At 71.3% G+C, this 19,282-nt stretch carries 18 protein-coding genes and 2 pseudogenes; 9 read left to right on the top strand and 11 right to left on the bottom strand.

Annotated elements, in window-relative coordinates:
* On the top strand, window positions 1-795 hold a 795-nt coding region (locus ACFVT1_RS38715; protein ID WP_389804891.1), incomplete at its 5' end, for an NADP-dependent oxidoreductase.
* 305 nt (window positions 796-1,100) lie between these two features.
* On the opposite strand, the gene ACFVT1_RS38710 is transcribed toward ACFVT1_RS38715, so the two are convergent.
* Window positions 1,101-1,673: a MarR family winged helix-turn-helix transcriptional regulator gene (locus tag ACFVT1_RS38710; RefSeq protein ID WP_389804889.1), complete on the bottom strand. Its 573-nt coding sequence runs from the start codon at window positions 1,671-1,673 to the stop codon at window positions 1,101-1,103.
* A gap of 68 nt (window positions 1,674-1,741) precedes the next feature.
* Between ACFVT1_RS38710 and ACFVT1_RS38705 the strand changes: the two genes are divergently transcribed.
* From ACFVT1_RS38705 to ACFVT1_RS38695, 3 genes are all read left to right on the top strand, one after another.
* Window positions 1,742-2,461, top strand: a complete 720-nt coding sequence (locus tag ACFVT1_RS38705; protein WP_389804887.1) for an SDR family NAD(P)-dependent oxidoreductase — start codon at window positions 1,742-1,744, stop codon at window positions 2,459-2,461.
* A 50-nt stretch (window positions 2,462-2,511) separates the two neighbouring features.
* On the top strand, window positions 2,512-2,655 hold the full coding sequence (locus ACFVT1_RS38700; protein ID WP_389804885.1) for a hypothetical protein: 144 nt from the start codon (window positions 2,512-2,514) through the stop codon (window positions 2,653-2,655).
* 233 nt (window positions 2,656-2,888) lie between these two features.
* On the top strand, window positions 2,889-3,059 hold the full coding sequence (locus ACFVT1_RS38695) for a hypothetical protein (protein ID WP_389804883.1): 171 nt from the start codon (window positions 2,889-2,891) through the stop codon (window positions 3,057-3,059).
* 416 nt (window positions 3,060-3,475) lie between these two features.
* On the opposite strand, the gene ACFVT1_RS38690 is transcribed toward ACFVT1_RS38695, so the two are convergent.
* From ACFVT1_RS38690 to ACFVT1_RS38645, 10 genes and pseudogenes are all read right to left on the bottom strand, one after another.
* The gene (locus ACFVT1_RS38690) at window positions 3,476-3,922 is read right to left on the bottom strand and encodes an NUDIX domain-containing protein (protein WP_389804880.1); all 447 of its coding nucleotides are present in this window, start codon (window positions 3,920-3,922) and stop codon (window positions 3,476-3,478) included.
* Window positions 3,923-4,160: 238 nt separating this feature from the next.
* Window positions 4,161-4,529: pseudogene (locus ACFVT1_RS38685) on the bottom strand (NUDIX domain-containing protein); the annotation flags it as partial.
* 104 nt (window positions 4,530-4,633) lie between these two features.
* Entirely contained in the window at window positions 4,634-5,419 is a 786-nt protein-coding gene (locus ACFVT1_RS38680) for a PIG-L deacetylase family protein (RefSeq protein WP_389804877.1), read from the bottom strand.
* A gap of 149 nt (window positions 5,420-5,568) precedes the next feature.
* Window positions 5,569-6,585 (bottom strand): phosphotransferase enzyme family protein, encoded by a 1,017-nt coding sequence (locus tag ACFVT1_RS38675; RefSeq protein ID WP_389804875.1) that lies wholly within the window; start codon window positions 6,583-6,585, stop codon window positions 5,569-5,571.
* Between the two features lie 43 nt (window positions 6,586-6,628).
* A complete protein-coding gene (locus tag ACFVT1_RS38670) occupies window positions 6,629-7,705 on the bottom strand; it encodes a hypothetical protein (protein WP_389804872.1) in 1,077 nt (358 codons plus the stop codon).
* On the bottom strand, window positions 7,702-7,947 hold the full coding sequence (locus ACFVT1_RS38665) for a hypothetical protein (protein WP_389804869.1): 246 nt from the start codon (window positions 7,945-7,947) through the stop codon (window positions 7,702-7,704). The genes ACFVT1_RS38670 and ACFVT1_RS38665 overlap by 4 nt, the downstream gene beginning before the upstream one ends.
* Window positions 7,948-8,021: 74 nt before the next feature.
* On the bottom strand, window positions 8,022-8,768 hold the full coding sequence (locus ACFVT1_RS38660) for a class I SAM-dependent methyltransferase (RefSeq protein WP_389804866.1): 747 nt from the start codon (window positions 8,766-8,768) through the stop codon (window positions 8,022-8,024).
* A gap of 29 nt (window positions 8,769-8,797) precedes the next feature.
* Window positions 8,798-9,454, bottom strand: a pseudogene (locus ACFVT1_RS38655) (M15 family metallopeptidase).
* Window positions 9,451-10,491 carry a GNAT family N-acetyltransferase gene (locus ACFVT1_RS38650; protein WP_389804864.1) on the bottom strand — a complete coding sequence of 347 codons (1,041 nt, stop codon included), beginning with the start codon at window positions 10,489-10,491 and terminating at the stop codon, window positions 9,451-9,453. The pseudogene ACFVT1_RS38655 and the gene ACFVT1_RS38650 overlap by 4 nt, the downstream one beginning before the upstream one ends.
* Entirely contained in the window at window positions 10,488-10,613 is a 126-nt protein-coding gene (locus ACFVT1_RS38645) for a hypothetical protein (protein WP_389804861.1), read from the bottom strand. The genes ACFVT1_RS38650 and ACFVT1_RS38645 overlap by 4 nt, the downstream gene beginning before the upstream one ends.
* Window positions 10,614-11,992: 1,379 nt before the next feature.
* Here ACFVT1_RS38645 and ACFVT1_RS38640 point away from each other — a divergent pair.
* From ACFVT1_RS38640 to ACFVT1_RS38620, 5 genes are all read left to right on the top strand, one after another.
* The gene (locus ACFVT1_RS38640; protein WP_389804858.1) at window positions 11,993-12,421 is read left to right on the top strand and encodes a hypothetical protein; all 429 of its coding nucleotides are present in this window, start codon (window positions 11,993-11,995) and stop codon (window positions 12,419-12,421) included.
* Window positions 12,422-12,565: 144 nt separating this feature from the next.
* Complete coding sequence (locus ACFVT1_RS38635; protein WP_389804856.1) at window positions 12,566-16,801, top strand: FtsK/SpoIIIE domain-containing protein; 4,236 nt, start codon at window positions 12,566-12,568, stop codon at window positions 16,799-16,801.
* 119 nt (window positions 16,802-16,920) lie between these two features.
* A complete protein-coding gene (locus ACFVT1_RS38630) occupies window positions 16,921-17,199 on the top strand; it encodes a hypothetical protein (protein ID WP_389804854.1) in 279 nt (92 codons plus the stop codon).
* Between the two features lie 59 nt (window positions 17,200-17,258).
* The gene (locus ACFVT1_RS38625; RefSeq protein ID WP_389804852.1) at window positions 17,259-18,935 is read left to right on the top strand and encodes a protein kinase; all 1,677 of its coding nucleotides are present in this window, start codon (window positions 17,259-17,261) and stop codon (window positions 18,933-18,935) included.
* Window positions 18,936-18,995: 60 nt separating this feature from the next.
* Window positions 18,996-19,274 carry a hypothetical protein gene (locus ACFVT1_RS38620; protein WP_389804851.1) on the top strand — a complete coding sequence of 93 codons (279 nt, stop codon included), beginning with the start codon at window positions 18,996-18,998 and terminating at the stop codon, window positions 19,272-19,274.
* The last annotated feature ends 8 nt before the right edge of the window (window positions 19,275-19,282 follow it).

Below are 19,282 nucleotides of genomic sequence, written 5' to 3'. Positions count from 1 at the left end.
GAACTCGCCTGGCCGGGAACGTGGACGGATCGCGCCGGGCGCGACCGGACGCCGAGCGTGCCTGGACACGAGCTGTCGGGCGTCGTTGCCGAACTCGGGTACGGCACCACCGGTCTCTCGGTGGGCCAGCGGGTGTTCGGGCTGGCCGACTGGACCCGGGACGGCTCGCTGGCCGAGTACACCGCGGTGGAGGCTCGCAATCTGGCCCCGCTTCCGGCGGACGTCGACCACACGGCGGCCGCCGCACTGCCGATCTCGGGGCTGACCGCCTGGCAGGCCCTGTTCGACCACGGCCGGCTTACCGCAGGGCAGACCGTCCTGGTCCACGGGGTCGCGGGCGGTGTGGGGTCGATCGCGGTGCAGCTCGCGTGTGAGGCGGGGGCGCGGGTGATCGGCACGGGCCGGGCCGGCGACCGGGACACCGCTGTCGGGCTGGGCGTGGATGCCTTCGTGGATCTGCAGGCCGATCGGCTGGAGGGCGTCGGGGAGGTCGATCTGGTCCTCGACGTGATCGGCGGCGAGGTCCAGGAGCGCTCGGCCGTGCTGGTGCGGGCTGGGGGCACGCTGGTCACCATCGTCTCGCCGCCCGAGGTCCGTCCGCGGGACGGCCGGGCCGTCTTCTTCGTTGTCGAGCCCGACCGCGCCCGGCTTGCAGACCTGGTCCAGCGGCTCAGGGACGGACGGCTCGAGCCGATCGTCGGCGAGGTCAGGGCGCTGGCCGAGGCACCCGCCGCGTTCGCCCCCGGCCGCCACGCCCGTGGCAAGACCGTCATCCGGATCACGGACGGCGGATAACCGGCGGGCAGAGCGCGCGGACGCCTGGCCCCTCGGGCCCTGGAAGCCGCCACCTTCAAGAGCCCCGCCGCCCCGCACCCGCCCGCCACTCGTACAGCGCGACCGCGTTCGCCTTGAACTCCGACGGATAGTTCTTCATGACCACGAGATGTCTGTTCTCAGATCCTCAGGATCCAGTGTCTCGTGTGTCCAACATCAGGGGGCAAGGCCCAACGTCCCCTTCCGCGCCTCGGAGGCAGGCTCCAACAGGTGCGGCCACATGGAGGAACTGCGCGGGTACCTTTTCCCGATGGCTCGGGCGCTCGTCACTCCTCGCCGCCCACCTGGGTGATGCGGTCGTCGCCGATGCGCTGCTGCACATCCGTCAGCAGGAGATGGAGCAGTTCCGTCAATCTGTGCCGCTGGTCGGGAGTCAGCCCTCTGATCAATTCAACCTCGCGCAGGAGCACTTGGTCCACAGTGGCCTCGACAAGATCGTGCCCGGCCGCGGTCAGGGCGACCTGGACGGTACGGGGGCGCCCGGTGCCGGGCTGCCGGGTCACCAGGCCCTCCCGCTCGGCACGGGCCACTCGTTGAGAAATGGCTCCTGCCGTGACCAGGGCGCGCCGCCCAAGTTCGCGGGTACTCAGGGTGTACGGAGGTCCGCTGCGGCGCAGCACGCTGAGCAGGTCGAGAGTCGCGGAGTCCACCCCGGCGCGTGCCAGCACCCGGCGCCGGTCGTCGCCGAAGAGCTTGGCGAGCTGCCAGATGGGCGTGACGATCCCGATTGAGTCGGCCGGAGTGCCAGGGCGTTCGCGTTCCCATGCGGCGGCGATATCCCCTGCGGAAGCGCGCCCCGCACCGTCCTCGCCGTTCGCCGTCTGGGGTTCCTTTGCCACAGTCCCACTCCGTCCTGTATTTTTAGATCTAAATTTAGACCTCAATGAAGAAGAATCGGAGTCAGCATATGACACGCACCATCGTGGTCACCGGTGGCGGAACAGGCATCGGCCGGGCGACTGCCCGGCTCTTCGCGGAGCAGGGTGAGACGGTGATCGTCACCGGTCGCCGCCCCGGTCCGCTCCATGAACTGGCGGCGGAGTCCGGCGTACGCGCGCTGGTGTGCGACCACACCGACCCCCGGGCGCTCACCACCCTCCTGTCGGAGCTGCCGGACCGGATCGACGTCCTCGTGAACAACGCGGGCGGTAACACCGACTTCGACAGCGATGGAGCCACGGACCTGGCCGCATACGCCCGGGACTTCCGCGCCAACCTCGACGCGAACCTGGTGAGTGCCGCACTGACCACGCGGGCGCTGGACGACCGGCTCGCCCCCGGCGGCGCGGTCGTCCACATCGGCTCGATCGCCGCCGACCAGGGTGCCGGCTCCTACGGGGCCGCCAAGGCGGGGCTCGCCACCTGGAACCTGGACCTGGCCCGCGAGCTCGGCCCACGCGGCATCACCGCGAACGTTGTCTCGCCCGGCTACATCGCCGACACGGAGTTCTTCCGCGACTGCCTCCCGGAAGCCCGCCGCACCACCCTCGTCGCCGCCACGGCGACGGGCCGCGCCGGTACCCCCGCGGACGTCGCCACCACGGTTGCCTTCCTTGCCTCCCCCGGGGCCCGTCACATCACGGGCCAGGTGCTGCACGTAAACGGGGGCGCACACAGGACCCGCTGATCGGGGCGGGATAAGGGACCGTCCGGCCCGGCGCGGCCGCCGGACCGGTCATGGCCCGGCAGGTCGGCGAGATGCTGGGAGTGGATGTCAGCGTGCGGGCCAAGCTGGAACCGCTGCGCAGCAAGCTGGTCAGACTTGTCGATCGCGGCTGGCTGCGGAAACTACCCGACGGCCGGTTCACTACCCGCCTGTGACCTGGAACGCCATCACTCGGAACGGCTCGGCACGGGCGTAACCGGGGTGCCCCCGGCGTCCGTTGGAATTGTGTGACGAATGCAGATGATCGCGCCGAGGACACCTGCTCGCTTGTCTACCAGTGCCGTCTGACGCTGTCTACGCGCACCGTCAGCCATCTCGCCGAGCTGCTCGACGCCATCTGAAGGCGATTCGGTCCAGGTGGCGGGTCCTGCCGCCGGGGAAGATCGCGGTGATCGTCCTGGCCGTGCTGCGCCACGACCAGCGTCTGGCCGACATGGCCGGCGGCAACAACGTGCCCGAGTCCACCGTCCGCCGCTGGCGCGACGAGATGATCGCCCTGCTCGCCGCGCCGGCCCCGCGCCTGGACCGCACCCTGAAGACCACGAGATCGACCACCTGAACGGCATGCTCTACACCGCACGGATGCGAACCGGCGTCGCTCCCATCCCCGTCGAGCAATACCGCCAGACCGGCCACAGGTGGGCCTACGACCAGTAGCAGACTTCACGGCCGCCGAACCGCGCCTCCACGCACCGGATGCGCGTCTGCGGCAGTTGCCTCAGCGAGTCCCTTCAATTCCAGGGTGCCGTTTGCGGAGCCGGACAACCATGAAGCCAGGCTGGCGGGTCAGTTCCTCGTGTTCGGCCGGGCGATGGCGGTCTCCGGCGGTGAGCACGGGAGTGTAGACGTGGGTCGAGGACGGCTCGGCGAAGTCGGCGCCGTCCATGGGCTGCACCCAGGCGTGGAGCCGGATCGGGGCCGACGTGATTCCGTGCCACCACCGGATGCCGAGGCGCCGAGGACGGGGGCGGGCAGCTACCAGGCAGCGGGGCCGGAGAACTGGGTAACGGGTTGGGGGGCGGCCTGCGGGAGTCCGAGCTGCCGGCGAGCCTGATGGACTGCGGCAAGCTGGTCGGCGGCCGCCGGGCCCCAGTCGAAGAGGTCCTTGGCTTGTTCAGGCGTGGCCAAAATGCGGGTGTAGGTGTGGCCGGTGGCCGGGTCGGGCCTGGCAGGGTCGACGCTTGTGAGCGCTGCGGCGTAACGCAGATACCCGCGCCGCTCGGCGGGGTCGCTGACGTGTCCAAGGTGCAGCGGGATCCCGAAGCGGGCTGCTGCCTCCTCTTCGGCTTCGCGGCGCAGGGTACCTACGGGGTCGTCCTGGTCCTGCTTCTCGGGCGTGCCGCCAGGCAGGATGGCGACTCCTGTGTGGGGGGCGAGGAGAACCAGGACGCGTCCGTCCGGCGTGAACAGACAGGCCCACACCTGTGCGACGGGGAGGTCGTGTGGGGCCGGTCCAGGGTGCCAGGGGTAGTGGTAGGTCGGGCGGGCGGTCTTCAGAACGCCGAGGCGGTCCAGGACCGTGGGGGGCGATGGGTTGGCCGTTCTCCAGGAGTACCGTGCCGGCGGAGTTGATCCGGGCCCGCAGCGCGGACAGGGCGCGCCGGGCGTCGGGCGGGGAGAGCAGGTCGGGGAGTTGCGCGGGTTCTACGAAGTCGATCGCGGTGATCTCGCTCGGGGGCAGCCGGATTTCGCCGATCTGGGTGTTGTCCCAGGTGCCGCCGTCGAAGACGTGCAGGATCTCGCCGGGAAACCGCATGACGGCAGGCACGCTGACGCTTTCGGGGGAGATCCAGTCGATGGCCAGGCACCGGTCGACGGGGGCGGTGACCCCGAGCTCCTCCATGAGCTCACGGGCCGCCGAGTTTGCGGGGGACTCGCCCTTGTCGATGGCACCGCCCGGCCGGAGGCATGTGTCGCGGTAGTCGACGTGCTGGACCAGGACCTGCCCGAGCTGGTTGGTGATCAGCACGGACGTCCCGGCCCACAATGCGGCCGAGGCCCGCAGGGCGCCGTACGCCTCGTCGCTCATGCGGGTGCCTGGCAGCTCGCTGGGAACTGATGTGGTGGTCATGACTCTCCGATCAGGAAAGGGTCCGGTCGGGCCCGGGGAAGGGGAGAGGTGGTTGGCCGCCGTCAGGTGGTGAGCCGGTGCGGGCTGTCGGGGGCGGGTCCGGTCGAGAGCCGGGTGAAGTACTCGGTCGCGATGATGTCGCGCCGGGTCTCCTCGGGCAGGCGGGCGAGGATGCCGGGCAGTGGCCGTTCGCGGGCGACTTCCCCTCGGTGCGCGAGGACCGCTGCCCACTTCTGTTCCAGCCACGGGGTGACGTCAACGCTGGTGGTGGCGTACGCGTCCGGCACCGCGAGCACGGCTTTGCCGACGGCCTCCAGAAGCGGCCTGAGCTCGCCGACACCGGACTCGGGATGCGTGGCGCAGTACACGGCGCGCGGTTGCCAGGGCGCACCGGCCTCGGGGTGAAGGTGCGGGAGCCCCGCGTCCTGAGCGGCGAGGAGAGCGGCTTGGTGGGTGCGCCGGTGGTCAGGGTGACCGGTCAGCTGGCCCAGGGCGTCGTGCGTGACGACGATGTCGGGGCGGAACGAGCGGATCTGTTGGACCAGGACGGCGACCACCTCGTCGAGCGGTGCGTCGACGAGCCGGGGACGGCCGGGGGCCCCCTGCGGGTTGCGGGCATCGCCGTATCCGAGCATGCGAGGGGCGCCCGCGCCGAGCGCCCGCAAGGCGTCGGCGAGTTCGGGAGCCCGCGGGCTGTCGGGCGCCCACGTCATGGTGACGACGGCGGTGCGCGCGTGCGCGGCGGTGTGCTGGGCGAGGACACCACCGGCCAGGAGGCTCTCGTCATCGGGATGAGCGAACACGCCGAGCAGGGACGGCTTCGTGGACGACACGGCGTTCTCTGGCATCAATTCGTCAGAGTCAGACACTTTGTCTCCCGGCGGTCGACAGGATCCGTGTGTGCGGTACGCGCTCTACAGATCGCCCACCTGCTTGCCTGGCACGGAGATCCGATGTGCGCATGTTCAGAGCTGCGCCGGCCATGGGGGTCATGAAGTCAGAGAAGAGCGTCACGCAGGGCCTCCTCCAGGACAGGTAGCCGGCCCAGCAGCAGCAGAGCTGCCTCGTGCCGCGCGTGCCCGTAGGACTCAAGTGCGGCGTCGACGATGTGCGGCCGTTCCACTGGTGCCGCCAACGGAGAGGTCGAGCAGAGCATGGCGGCGCAGCCGACACGAAGCGTGGACAAGAGGTCGTCTGCGGACACCTTGGGGTTGGCGTCTCGGTAGGCCAGGGCGAGATCGGTGTATCCGGTGAGCCAGCTCTCCACACTGTTGGCCAGCACGCTCTTGGGGTCACAGCCAAGACGCGCGATTTCCCAGCTGAGGTACCGGGGTGTGCGAGGTCGGAAGTCCACGAACGCGGCTACCTCGTCGTTCTTCAGCAGGACGTTGGGACCGGCCAGGTCGCCGTGCAGGACCTGGACCGTCAGCTGTGGAAGCGAAGCGAGGGTGCGCTCGATGTCCCCCCGGAGGGCTTGTCGCTCACGCGCCGCCTGCAGCGCCCACGTCTCGAACTCCCCAAGCCTGGGCGTGTGCTGGAACGCGGGAATCAGACTCTCAAAGCGGTCACGCGCGGCGGCCACGTCGCACACCGCGGTACCAGGTTGCAGGGTGGGTGCGGCGGCGGGGTGAGCGGCGAGTCGGTTGTGGAGGCGGCCCATCGCTGTGTCGACCGCTGCCCACCGTGCACCAATCAGGTTGCCCTCGGCAGTCTCCGTGTGCGGCACGTACGACCACAGGGACATCGGAAGGCGACCGCGAGTCTCGAGGAGTTTGTGCTCGCGAGTGCGGGTTGCCCGTGCGGTCGCGACTCCTGCGTCGGCGGCGTACTCGGACAGCTCCACCGACGCCCGCTCCAGATCCAAGCGATCCCGAGCGCGATAGACCTTGGCGAAGTACCGACGGCCCGTCTGGTCCACGATGGCGTAGTTGTCCGTCGAGGTGCTCTGCGGGATTCGCGTTACTTCTGTCGGGTGCAGTCCGTACGCGAGCGCCAGCGTGCCGGTGACCGCCATGATCTGCTCCTGCGCAACCGGTTCACGCAGTGATGGCTCCACGTCACACCGCTTCCGGCGCTGCGTCGGTCGCGCGCTGCTCAACAGGGCGTTCCGGCGGTGCGTCACGTCCGGGCCACCGGACAACCAGGCGGCAATGCTCCTTGTCCAGGACGTTGCCAGTGGGCAGCTGATCGTCGGGCGTGCCCGCGGGGTGCACCGTCAGGACCGGGTCGACGTGCTGGTCGTTGTCCTCGGTGCGCACGTGGCGGTCCCAGGCCCGGAGCGTGGCTACCAGGTGCTCGGCCAGCTGCGTTCCTCCGCTGCCGAAGCTGTACGCGAACCATTCCCACTGCTTGTCCTCGGGCTGCTTACCGTCCCGGATCTGCACGGCTTTGAGGTAGGCCAGGGAGGGACCGTCGACGATCGCAGGTGCGTCTCGGTCCTTGGCGATGTTGGTGACGCCCGCATCCGTGTGGGCGACCAGACTGCCGAACGTGACACCTTGCGGGACGGTGGTGGCGGCGTACAGCTGCAGCGAGCCGAAGAAGACGTTCGGGCCCATCAGCACGCCGGTGGCGACCTCGCGCCGCGGGCCGCGCAGCGCCTCCTCCAGGCCGTCCGTGTCGGTGTCCGTGCCGTGCTCGAAGCGCAGCGTCAGCTCGCCGTCGAGAAAGGGGGCGACGGGAATGGTGCGGGCCTGCTGGCTCTGGTTGCGGACGAAGCCGCAGTAAGTGAAGTGACGGGCGTACAGGACCTGGCCGCGCCGCTCGAAGGTGATGGCCCGGGTATAGCCCCCGAGCTCCGGTGGCAGGACCAGTCGGCCGCCCTCCGCCAGCTGCTCGCGCCAGGCTGGTGCGATGTCCCAGCAGTTGTAGGTGATGACGCTCGCGTCGAAGCCGCCACGGGGCACGAGCCGCGCCGGCGCGCCGAGGGATCCGTCCGTCTCCACGACATCGACGCGGCCGGTGCCGGTCTCGGCGAGGAATCGGCGCGTGCGGTCGATGACCCACCGGTCGATGTCGACCGTCACGACCCGCCCGTCGGGCCCGGCGACGTGCGCGAGGAGCGCGGCGTTGTAGCCGCCCGATCCCGCCTCGAACACGGCCGCTCCCGGGGGCAGGCCGAGGTGCTCGATCATGTCGGCCTGGAGCCACGCCGCCGAGATCGAGCCGATCGCCGTTCCCGTCCCGTCGCGGGGGTGACCACGGCCCGGTCGCTGCCGTCGTACGCCGTGGACAGCGGTGCCTCCGGCGCGAACCGGTGGCGGGGCACGGACCGCAGCGCCTGCTGCACTGCGGGGGACGTGGCCCAGCCGCCGTCGATGACGGTCTGGGCCATCGCATCGCGCAGCCGGCCGGCCTCTGCGGGCTCTCCGGGCACGGCCGGCTCATCGGCGGCAACGCGATAGGCGATGGCTGGCGGCGCCTCGGGGAGGATGCCGGGCCATACAGCGTTCAGAGCCTGCGCTGTTGGGGCGAACAGGTCGCCGATCGCGGGCAGCGCAGCTCCCATGCGGGTGTGCGACCCAGGCGGCGGCCGAGCAGCACGCGACCCTGGTCGTCGACCACGACCGCAGCCGCGCCGAAGACCGCGTGCGGCTCGGGAGGGTGGGTGCGCTCGACAGCCTGTCCGGGACGGGCCTTCTTGCCCAGCACCAGGACGGCGAACTGGTCTGCGGTGTACCGCGCAGTGTCGCTGAACGGGTCTGTGAGGACCGCGATCTGGTCCTCATCGAGCGCGATGTAGCGCCGCTCGGCGGGCGTGTGCTCGGTGGTCGGCGTGATGACGACGAGCCGGCCGTCCTCGGTCAGCAACTCTGCAAGGCGCAGCAGGGTGGCGGTGGGGTTGGGGAAGAAGGCGACGGCCAGGCGCAGGGTGATCAGGTCGTAGCCCTCCCCAGCCAGCGGCTCCAAGTCGTCGTTCCCTACGTCCAGGCACAGCCACCGCACCCCGGGCGTTTCCGCGTGCTCGGCGCGGGCCCGCTCCAGGGCGCCTTCGGCGAAGTCGACGCCGTCGACGGTGTAACCGAGGGAGGTGAGGTAGACGGACAGCTCGCCGGTTCCGCAGCCGATGTCGAGCGCGCGGCCGCCCTCGGGTGCCGGGGCGTGCTCGACGAGCAGGCCCTTCTCCTCGTCCCCGAGACGCCGGAAGCCCTGCCCGGTGTTGTAGTGCTCGGACCAGTTAGTCCGGGTGTATCCCACAGGTCGCTCCTCGTTCGTGAAAGGCGGTGTCAGGGCAGTTCGACGGGGCCGTAGAGGGCGGCCGACTGCTGGGTCTGCAGCGCCCAGTACCGGTCGCCGAACGACCAGTGCCACCACTCCGTGCCGTAGTTGATCAACCCGGCGGTGGACAGCGCGCCGCCCAGGGTGGCCCGGTTCGTGCGGGCCCGGGCGCTCAGGTTGGGGGCGTCGGTGTAGCAGGCGCCGGAAGACTCCTCCGGCGACGCATTGACCCGGGTACCCATGTCCAGTTCGCGGCCCCGATGGTCGACGAGTGTCACGTCGACGGCTGCGCCGGCGGAGTGCGGCGCGATCTCCGGAGGCGATACGAAGCGGCTGGCGGCCTCCCGGATCGCGGCGGCCTGCCAGTCCGGATGGGCGCGCGCGAGCTCGTCGGAGTACTCCTCGAAGTACCGGCGCTGCAGGGACGGGGGTCAGTAGCCCTCGATGAACAGCAACCGCACACCGCCGGGGAGCAGCGATTGCGCCTGCTGGAGCCGCTGGAGCACGCCCTGGCGGACGTGGGCCCAGGCGCCCGCAGCGTCCTCCTTGCGGTCGTCGACCATCAGGCCGTGCACGCGGGCGTCGAGGAGGACCTCGCCGCGCTCCTGGACAGGGATCGCGGCGACCCGCCGGTCGGACATCAAGACGATGCTGCCGGCGGTCATGCGTTCCCCCAGGTGTCGACGTATGCGGCCACGCCGGTGCGGCGGGCCTCCTCCACGGCGCGCAGCCGCACGAAATCGCGGGCCGGCATCAAGGCCTCCCACTCGGTCAGGGGCAGGACGCGGGCCTCGTCGTGCTCGCGCGGGTTGAGGGTGATGCCCCGGATCTGTTCAGCGGTCAGGCGACCGCCGTCGGAGATCAGCTGCAGAGTGCTGTACGGACGTCTCTCCCGGGGCTGCCCGTACACGGTGGCCAGCAGCCGGGGCGGGCCCGCGGCGGTCATGCCGGTCTCTTCCCGGCACTCGCGCACCACCGCGTCCCAGGGCCGCTCGCCCAGATCCATCGCGCCGCCGATCATGTGCCAGGGGTGGCCGGGGGAGTAGACGGAATGCAATTGCAGGGGCCGGTCGTCCTCGTCCGTTACGTAGAGGCACGCGTACGCGGCCGCCCGGGGCAGTGAGTCGGCGTACTGCTGCGGCGGCACCCACGTCGATTCCGGCTGCGCACCGGGCGCGGCACCATCTAGTTGGCGGTGGCGGGTCATCCGCATCAGCGCCGGGCTGCCGCTGAAGCCGAGTTCCCGGTACAGGGGCGCGGCCTCCGGGCTGGTGTGCAGCTCGAACAGCGTGACGTCCTCAACGGCGGCGAGGTGGTCCAGGAGTGCGGACACGACGGCCCGGGCGTAACCGCTTCGCCGGTGGTCCGGGTGCGTGGCGACCAGCTGCACGCGGGCGGCCCGGCCCCGGGGGTAGGCCGGGGCCGGGAGCACGGGGTGGATCAGGCCGAGGGCGCAGGCGGCCATGGTGCTGTCCGGGGCGTCGGCGACGAAGGCCCGGGCGTCTCCCTCCGGCGTGAGCCGTGGTGCCAGCTCGTCCGCGCACTGCTGGACCCAGTCCTCGGTGAACGGTGCGGACAGGACATGTTCGGAGCGCATCCGGGTGATGGCTTCGGCGTCAGCGGGGGTTGCCGCGCGGACCGGCGGCAGCCCGGCGGCTTCGCGCGGCTCGGCCGCGGTGGTGGGGGCCGTGCCGGCGTTCACGGGGCATCTCCTGTCGGTGCGAGGGCGGCACGGTGCTCGGCGCGTAGGCGGGCCAGGGTCCGCCGGCCGCGTTCGACCAGCTCGGGGTCGCCGTGGGCGGCGCCGTACGAGATCCCGCTCACGGAATCGAGCGCTGCGTCGATGACGAGGCGGGCCTCCTCGGCGACGGTCAGGGACCTGCCGTACCCGCCCAGAAACGCCTCGAACAGATCCGGGCGGCCGGCCCAGGCGTCGGACAGACGGACCAGATCCCGTACGGCCGGTCCGGGCTCACTGCGCTTTGTGTCAGCAGAGATCGTGTCCCCCGCAGGTCGTGTCGCTTTCCATCAGGGCCGATCTTCTGGTGTGTGTCGCGCTACGGCGGAGCATCGCGTCCCTTTCCACACTTCTGCCTGTGGCGGACATCAGGTCTCGCCGAACTCGGCGGCCGAGGAGGACTCTACGGGCGGTGGCGCCCAGGCGGTTGGTCTCGGCGGCGGCTTTCAGCCCCAACCGGGCCGGTATCGGTGGGCAGTCCCCGTTCGCCGTGCAGACCAAGGGCTGCTACCCGGCGCTTGCCGGCATGACTGAGTTCCTACTCGTGTGATCACCGACTGGTCGTGGCGTGCGTGTTGTTCCGCTCGGCAGACTGGCGCGGTGGAAGGCGGGGTTTCGAGGGCGGGACGACATGAAAGTCGGGTCCCGGTGCGTGCTCTCGCGGGCCACGAACGATGTCCATCCGGTGTCAAAACCACGTCGGCTCTTGAGGAGGTGTGCTGGGATGGGGGGCGGTCCCGGGCACTCACGGCCTGGGACCGCGCAGAGGATCGGCTGCGGAACCCGAGCACGGGCCTTGTGAAGTGCCGGCTCTCTGTTTCGGTGCCTCCTGGTTCAGGAGGCACTCAGGACGGCGGCGACGATGGGGCCGGTGGAGGTGCTGCCATGGCCGGCGTCGTGGACGATCGCTGCCGCGGAGACGTGGCCGCACCGGTGGTGGCGTCCGCCAGGACGACTGTGCCGTCTTAGTCCCGTGCTGGCCAGCCGTGCCCTTGACGGGACCCTTTCCGTGTGGGGGCGAGCCACCGGCCCCGCGAGTCCAGGCCGCGACCGCGGCCATCGCCAGCTACGCGTCTGAGGGTCACATCGGCTCGGTGGAGATCACGCCCGGAACCGCGACGCCGGACGGTGAACGGTTCAGCCCGCTGCGGCCAGGCGGAACAACGCCCGGGCCGGGTGCCGTGGCCGGCTCGGTCCGAGGGGCCGGATCGCCACTTGTGGCTCGCGCAATGAGGTGCGTAGATTGCGGCCGGGGTCCGCCCGCAGGGGGTGGGGGCGACGGGGGCGCTGGCCTCGGTGTCCCGGAGCGGACTCCGCGAGCGCTGCGTCCCCGCAGGTCAAGGGCCGGGGTATCCCGTATCCGTCTGCTTTGCCAGAACAACGTGGTGGTTCGGTCACCGCTCTCCCACCATTGCCACGGACGGGGCACCGCCCCGCGTCCGATTGTCAACAGTGGGAGGTTGGTATGCGTAACTTGTTCAGGAACACCGCGGTCGTGAGCGCCGTACTCCTCACCAGCGCCACAGCCGCGCTGGCGGCGGCAGTGCCCGCGTCGGCGTCGACGGACGACAGCTTCAGCGTCGACGCCGGTTCCTCGCCGTCGTGCTATCGCTACGGGTCGGCGGCGTACATCGACTACGGCGAATACGGTGACGACTACGTCGGGGTCTACGACGCGTGCTCGGACGGCGTCGGCGTCAAGGCGTGGGTGTGGATCAACGGCACGCTGGTCGGAGCCCAGCGCAACGGCAGCGGTTACAACACAGAGGTGTACTTCGACATCCCCAACGTGAAGCCGGGCGATCGCGTGGGCATCAAGGTGTGCGCACAGAACGGTTCCGGCGGCACTCCGTTCGCCTGCGGCTCCCGGACCGTGACGAGCGTCGACGGCTGACCACGACGACGCACGGTCGACGTCGTCCCGCTGCTCGATCCGCCTTGCGCTCTCGGTCAATCATTGTGCGCGCGGTGCCGATGACCTCCCGGAACGGGCCGCGGAAGACTGGCGCCCCGTCATCTGGACTGATGGAGAGGCGGCATGGTGCGGATCATCTGTGTCGACGGTGGGCGTGAGCGGGACGCGGAGGTGCGCCTCGGTCGGCCGGACGCCACCCTCGCCGATCTGGCCGCGGCCGTGGGTATGCAAGGCCACGTGCTGACTGTGGACGGTCGGGTGCTGCCACCTGAGACCGTGCTGAGCGAGTCCGGTCTGGTGAACGGTTCGCGGGTGGCCGGTGCCGGCGGGCCGGTCGCCGGCGGGTTACGGAAACCGGCGGTCGTGCTGCGGTTGGCGGGAGGGCTGGAGGCGGGCCGGGGCGTCCCGCTGGCGGCGGGGCGCACTGTCGTCGGTCGCGGAGCGGAAGCGGACGTCCGTGTCGTCGCCTCAGGCGCGTCACGGCGCCATGCCGCATTTGACGTCCTGCCCGACGGCCGGGTCACCGTCACCGACCTCGGCTCGGCGAACGGCACGGACGTCAACGGCGTCAGGATTCGCGAGGCCGTCTCCGTCCACGCCGACGACCTGGTCTCGCTCGGCGGTGAACTGCAGCTCCGCGTGCTGCCCGCGGCCCTGCTCGGTCCGGTGCAGCGGGTCAACGCCGTCCGTGAGGCCGGGCCCGGTGGGACGCTGCCGTTCAACCGCCCGCCGCGGGGCGGGCGTCCGGCTGACACGCTGCCGATCGCGGTCCCGGCGCCGCCGACCCGTGCCCACAAGGCGCCCTTCAGCGTCGCGGCTCTACTCGGCCCGCTGGCCATGGCCGCTGCGATCGTCGCGTTCACCGGCGACCCGCGCTACGCGGCCATCGCGGCGCTCACGCCGCTGATGTTTCTGGCGAACTTTGCCGAGGAACGCCTGCGCGGCAGGTCCGCGCTGCGCCGGGGGAGCCGTGAATACGCTTCCCAGCTAGGGGAGTTCGAGACGGTGGTGGAGCGCAGGCACGGTGAAGAGGTGCGTGCGCGCCGCGCTGCGCATCCCGACCCGGCCGAGATGGCGTACCGGGCGGCGGCCCCCGGGACCGCGCTCTGGGAGCGTCGTCCGGGCGCGGAGGACTTCCTCCAAGTCGTCGTCGGCACGGGCGATCTTCCCTGGGACCCGCCGCTGGAACGGGATTCCATCGAGCCGGCGCCGGAATCGGCGGCCGTACTCGTGCGCAGGTCCGCACTGCCGCAGGTGCCCGTGGTGGTGGGCGTCTCGGCGGGTGAGGCGGTCGGCTTCGAGGGCAACCGAAAGGCGTGCGTGGCTGTCGCCCGCTCCCTGCTGTGCCAGGCCGTGGTGGGCAGCGGGCCCGCGGACGTCACGGTGGCGGTGTTCACCGACGCCGACCGGCTCGCCGAATGGGACTGGACGAAGTGGCTGCCGCACGGGGCCGACATACGGTCCGGGACGACGCGGCTGGTGGCGGTCGGCCAGGAGCAGGCCGAGACGCTTGCCCGACATCTGCTCGCCGCAGCGCCGCCCCGCGAGTCCTCCGCCGCGGGCCCGGCTGCCGGTCCGATCCTGCTCGTTGTGGTGGACGGCGCCACATTGCTGGAGGGCCGGCCCAACCTGCTGCGGGACCTGATCGCGGGCACCTCCGTACGCTGTGGGGCGCTGGTGCTGACCAAGCGTCTGCCCGCACTGTGCACCTCCGTGGTCATCGCCTCGCCCGAGGGCATCGGGCAGGTCCGCGACGTGGCCCTGGGCACCACTGTGGGGCGGGTGCTGCTCGACGGGGTGCCCGTGACCGAAGCGCGGGAGACCGCGCGGGCGCTGGCCCGGTTCGAGGACCCCGAGCTGCGCATCGAGGGCGCCGGACTGCCGGACCGGATCTCGCTGATTCCCCTGCTGGACCTTGAGCGGGTGGACGGCACCGCGGTGGCCGGCCACTGGAAGAGGCGGGTGCCCGAGTTGCGGGTCCGAGCGGTGCTGGGCGTCACCGAACGGGACCTGTTCACCGTGGACCTCGACGACGACGGCCCGCACGCGCTCATCGCCGGCACGACCGGGTCCGGCAAGAGCGAGCTGCTGCGCACGCTCATCGCGAGCATGGCGGTCGACGCCGACCCGGAGCACCTCACCTTCGCGCTGGTGGACTACAAGGGCGGCGGCGCGCTGGACGAGTGCGCCGCCCTGCCGCACACCGTCGGCCTGGTCACCGACCTCGACGAGCAGCTCAGCGAACGCGCCCTGCGCTGCCTGGAGGCCGAACTGCACCATCGCGAACGGCTGCTGCGCGAGACGGGCCTGAGCCACGTACGTGACTACCAGCGACTGCGGGACACCGGGCGGGCCGAACTGGAGCCCATGCCCCGACTTGCCGTGGTGATCGACGAGTTCGCCACCTTGGTCAAGGCCCTGCCGGACTTCGTGGACGCCCTCGTGGGCATCGCGCAGCGCGGCCGCAGTCTGGGCGTACACCTGATCATGGCGACCCAGCGGCCCGCCGGCTCCGTCAACGACGCGATCAAGAACAACGTCAAACTCCGCATCGCCCTGCGGCTGGAGTCCGCTGGCGACTCGCAGGACGTCATCGACAATCCGGCCGCCGCGGCGATCGGCAGTCGGCAGTGGGGCCGCGCCTTCTACCGGCTCAGCGCCCGCGAGGTCGTACCCGTGCAGACCGCGCTGTCCACCGGAATCACCCCGGAGACGGCCGTCACCGCCCCGGTGAGCGCGTACCCCTTCCTGCTGGGCCTGCCCGCCACCGGTCCCGGCGGGGCCGACCCGGACGGCGAGACCGACCTGCGGCGCCTGGTCATGGCCGCCAGGGACGCAGCGGGACTGGCTGACTTCGCCGAGCCGCGCCGGCCCTGGCCGGACCCCCTGCCCGCCGTCGTACCCGCCGCCGACCTGCCGCCCGTCGCGGAACGCGGGCTGCAGACCGAAGGGGGTGGTCTGCCTGCGTACGCTCTGGCCGACGACCCCGAGCAGCAGCGGCAGTATGCGGTCGGCTGGGATCCCGCAGCGGGCAACGTCCTGATCTACGGCGGCGGCCGATCGGGCACATCGACCGCCCTGGCCGCCCTCGCCCTGGCTGTCGCCGACGCCCGGCCGCCCGAGCGATGCCACCTTTTCGCCCTCGACATGGGCGCGGGCGATCTGGCGCCGCTGACCGGACTGCCCCACACCGGCGCCCACATCGGGCCGGCCGAACGCGAGCGGCAGATCCGCCTGATCCGGCTGCTGCGCCGGGAACTGGACGAGCGCAAGGCACGCGGCGGCGCCGCGCCCGGGATGCCGTCGGCACCGGACTGGCTGGTGCTCCTGGACAACCTCGGGGCGCTGCTGCCGGACTTCGACAAGGACGTCGCCGGGATGAACCTCATCGACGAACTCGCCCGCGTCTACGCCGACGGCCCGGCCGTCGGCATCCGCTTCGCCGTCACCGCTGACCGCTCCGGCGCGGTGCCGTCCGCGTGGGCGGCACTGACGCAGCAGAAGTTACTGATGCGCATGGCCGACCCAGGGGAGTACGGCTACTTCGACGTGCCGCGCGCCGCCGTCCCCACCTATGTTCCCGGGCGCGCGCTCGTGGCGGCTACCCGCCAGGTGATCCAGATCGGCCTGCCCGGCGAGGACCTCGCCGCCGCGGTCGCCGCCTGCGCCGCCCGTCGGCCCGGCGCTGTGCGGACAGCACCCGCCATCGGCCTGCTGCCCTCCGAGATCGGCCTGGTCGCCCTGGCCGCACCGGCAGCGGTGACCGCCGAGCCCTGGCACATCCCGGTCGGCCTGGACGCGGACACCCTCGGAGGCTCGGCCCTGCGGTTGTACGAGCAGGAGCACGCGCTGATCGCCGGGCCGCAGCGGTCCGGCCGTTCCACCGCCCTGTGCGTGATCGCCCGCCAGGTGACCGGCGCGGCGGACCCGCCGGCCGTCGTCGCGTTCGCCCCCCGCCGCTCGCCGCTGCGCGAACTGCCCGGGCTGACCGCCCTCGTCACCGAGTACGACCGCCTTGAAGCGGCCCTCACTGCGCATTCCGGCCCCACCCTCCTCCTCATCGACGACGCCGACACGGTCGAGGACGATCTCGGGGCGTTGGAGCGCTGGCTGTCCGTGGCCGGCCCCGGACACCACCTCGTGGCCGCAGGCCGCGCCGACGCGTTGCGCCGCACCTACGGCCACTGGACGCAGCGGGCGCGCGACAGCCGCTGCGGCATCCTCCTCGCCCCGGACCACGACCTCGACGGCGACCTCCTCGGCGCCACCCTCCCCCGCCACGACCGCCTCGCACCGATTCCGGGCCGCGGCTACCTGGTCACCGACGGCATCGCGACCGGAGTCCAGGTGGCGCGCTGACGTTCCCTGCGCGTTGACGCTGCGCGCTGCGTCAACGGGTCTGCGCTGGACGTCAACGACAAGTCGAATGCGGCGTCGGAGGATGTCGATGACAGCAATGGTCCGTGAAAGGAAGAGGAATGGCGACCGTCAAGTCGACCGACCTGGCTCACCAGGAAGCAGCGAAGATGCTGAGCCTCATCACCAACCAGCTTCCCGGGCTCATCAGCCAGTTGAACGGGCACGGGCAGACGCTGAGCGACCCCGGCCACTGGGACGGGCCTCTGGCACAGCGGTTCAGGGGCGAGGTGTGGCCGCAGGCCAAGGGTGACCTGGACAAGATGAAGGCGTCGCTGGAGCACCTGCAGCAGCAGGTCCAGAAGATCCTCACCAACATCTCGCACGCGGGCGGTGCGTAAGAGCCGCCGACGGCACCCGAAGAGGTCGAAGAGGACCCGACGAGGACCGAGGACGCCGCATGCCCGAGACGAATCCCGCCGCCACCGGTGCCGGCGAGCTGTCCGCGGACGACCTGGCACTGTTGGGTGCCGAACCGCCACGCCGGTCCGACCCGGAGGCCATCGGCCCCTACCGGGTGCTCGCCCGGCTCGGCGGCGGGGGCATGGGACGGCTGTACCTCGGTCGGGACGCCGACACCGAAGGGGCGTACGGGGCCGGGTCGCTCGTCGCGGTCAAGGTGATCCGCTCGGAGTACGCCGAGGACGAGCGGTTCCGCCGCCGCTTCGAGCGCGAGGTCGAAGCCGTGCGCCGGGTCCACGGCACTTACACCGCCGAACTGCTGGGCTCCGGCTACGACCGCGACGAGCTGCTGTGGATGGCGACGGCCTACGTGCCCGGGCTGAGCCTGGCCGACGCCGTCCTGGGGTGCGGGTCACTGCCCGCGCCGGTCGTGTGGCGGCTGGCGCACCAGATCGGGCAGGCGCTCACCGCGATTGCCGCCGCGGGCATCGTGCACCGCGACCTCAAGCCGTCCAACGTCCTGCTGGGGCCGGATGGTGCGCGCATCATCGACTTCGGGGTCGCGCACACCACGGACGCCAGTTCACTCACCATGACCGGCCAGCACCTGGGAACCCCGGCCTTCATGTCGCCCGAACAGGCCGACGGCCGCGACGTGGGCACGGCCTCGGACGTGTTCTCACTCGGCTCGGTCCTCGCCGTGGCCGTGACCGGTTCGGCACCGTTCGGCGAGGGCACCACCAGCGATGTCATCCACCGGATCATCTATTCCCCGCCCAGCGAGCAGGTGCTCACCGAGGTAGCCCGCCGCGACCAGGAACTCGCCGCACTGATCGGCCGCTGTCTGGACAAGGACCCCGGGCAGCGCCCGAGCCCGCAGGACGTCGTCGAGACCGCACGCGCGCACGCCGCCGACGGGGGCTGGCCGGCCGCGGTCGGCGACACCATCGCGGTACGCGCGGACTGGGCGGGGACGGCGCTGGCGGTCCAGCCGATGGACCAGTTGACGATTCTGCGCCGCACCAAGCCGGAGGACCCACGGGAGGAGAAGACCGGGCGCCGCCGGTGGCCACTGGCCGTGGTCGCGGCGGTGGTGATCGCCGTCGCGGGAGCGGCCGTCGCCCTCGGGGCGTCGGGCGGCGGCGGTTCCCACCAGGAGGCAGCCACGACGAGCCCGAGAGCCGTGTCGCACTCCACGGGCACGGCGTCCCCGCACGTCTCCCCGGCGGCCACGCAGCCGCGGTCGGGTCACAAGGGCGTACCGACGGCCGTCGTCACGGTGACCGTCCCCGCCGCGCAGGGGAACTCCTCCGGCGGAGACGGGGGTGTGCCGGTCCAGCCGCAGCAGCCGCCGGTTTCCCGGACGGCCCCGCCGCACACCACGTCCGCCCCGACCACCAAGCCGGCCCCGCCGCCGGCGACCACCCCCGCCGCGCCGTGGAAGTCCTGCACGTACTACTCCGGCACCACCCTCACGGTCTACGGCCAGAAGAACTCCCGCGTGAAGGAGGTCCAGTGCATCCTCAAGGCCCGCGGCTACAACATCGGCCCCGCTGGCGTCGACGGCGACTTCGGCTCCGACACGCTGACCGAGGTCAAAAGGTTCCAGACCAGGCACCACCTCACGGTGGACGGCAAGGTCGGCGTCAGGACGTGGGCCGCGCTGCGGTCGTGAACCATCGCGCGGGACGCGACCGATGACCGATCACCGACCTTCACAGAGGGATGAGGCGACATGCCCGACACCACGGAAGCCCGAGCGGCCCACTGGCTCGATCAGCAGTTGACCCAGCTCATCGCGAGGCTCGACAAGCTTGTCCGGCTGCGTACCGATCAGAGCAAGGCGCTGCTGGGCCATCCGCAGAGCGACAACTGGCAGGGGGCGAAGCGACGGAATTTCGACACCGATTTCACGGACCAGAACAAGGCGCTGATCGGACTCAAGGAGGCCGCGGCCTCGCTCCAGGCCGCGGTCGCCCAGGTCCTGACCGAAGCCCAGAAACCCCGCCACTGACGAGAAAG

This window comes from Streptomyces sp. NPDC057963 (assembly GCF_042887155.1).
In the GTDB taxonomy this organism is placed as follows: Bacteria; Actinomycetota; Actinomycetes; order Streptomycetales; family Streptomycetaceae; genus Streptomyces.
Note: the sequence above shows the minus strand (reverse complement) of the source record. Positions and strands in the feature narration are given on the sequence as shown.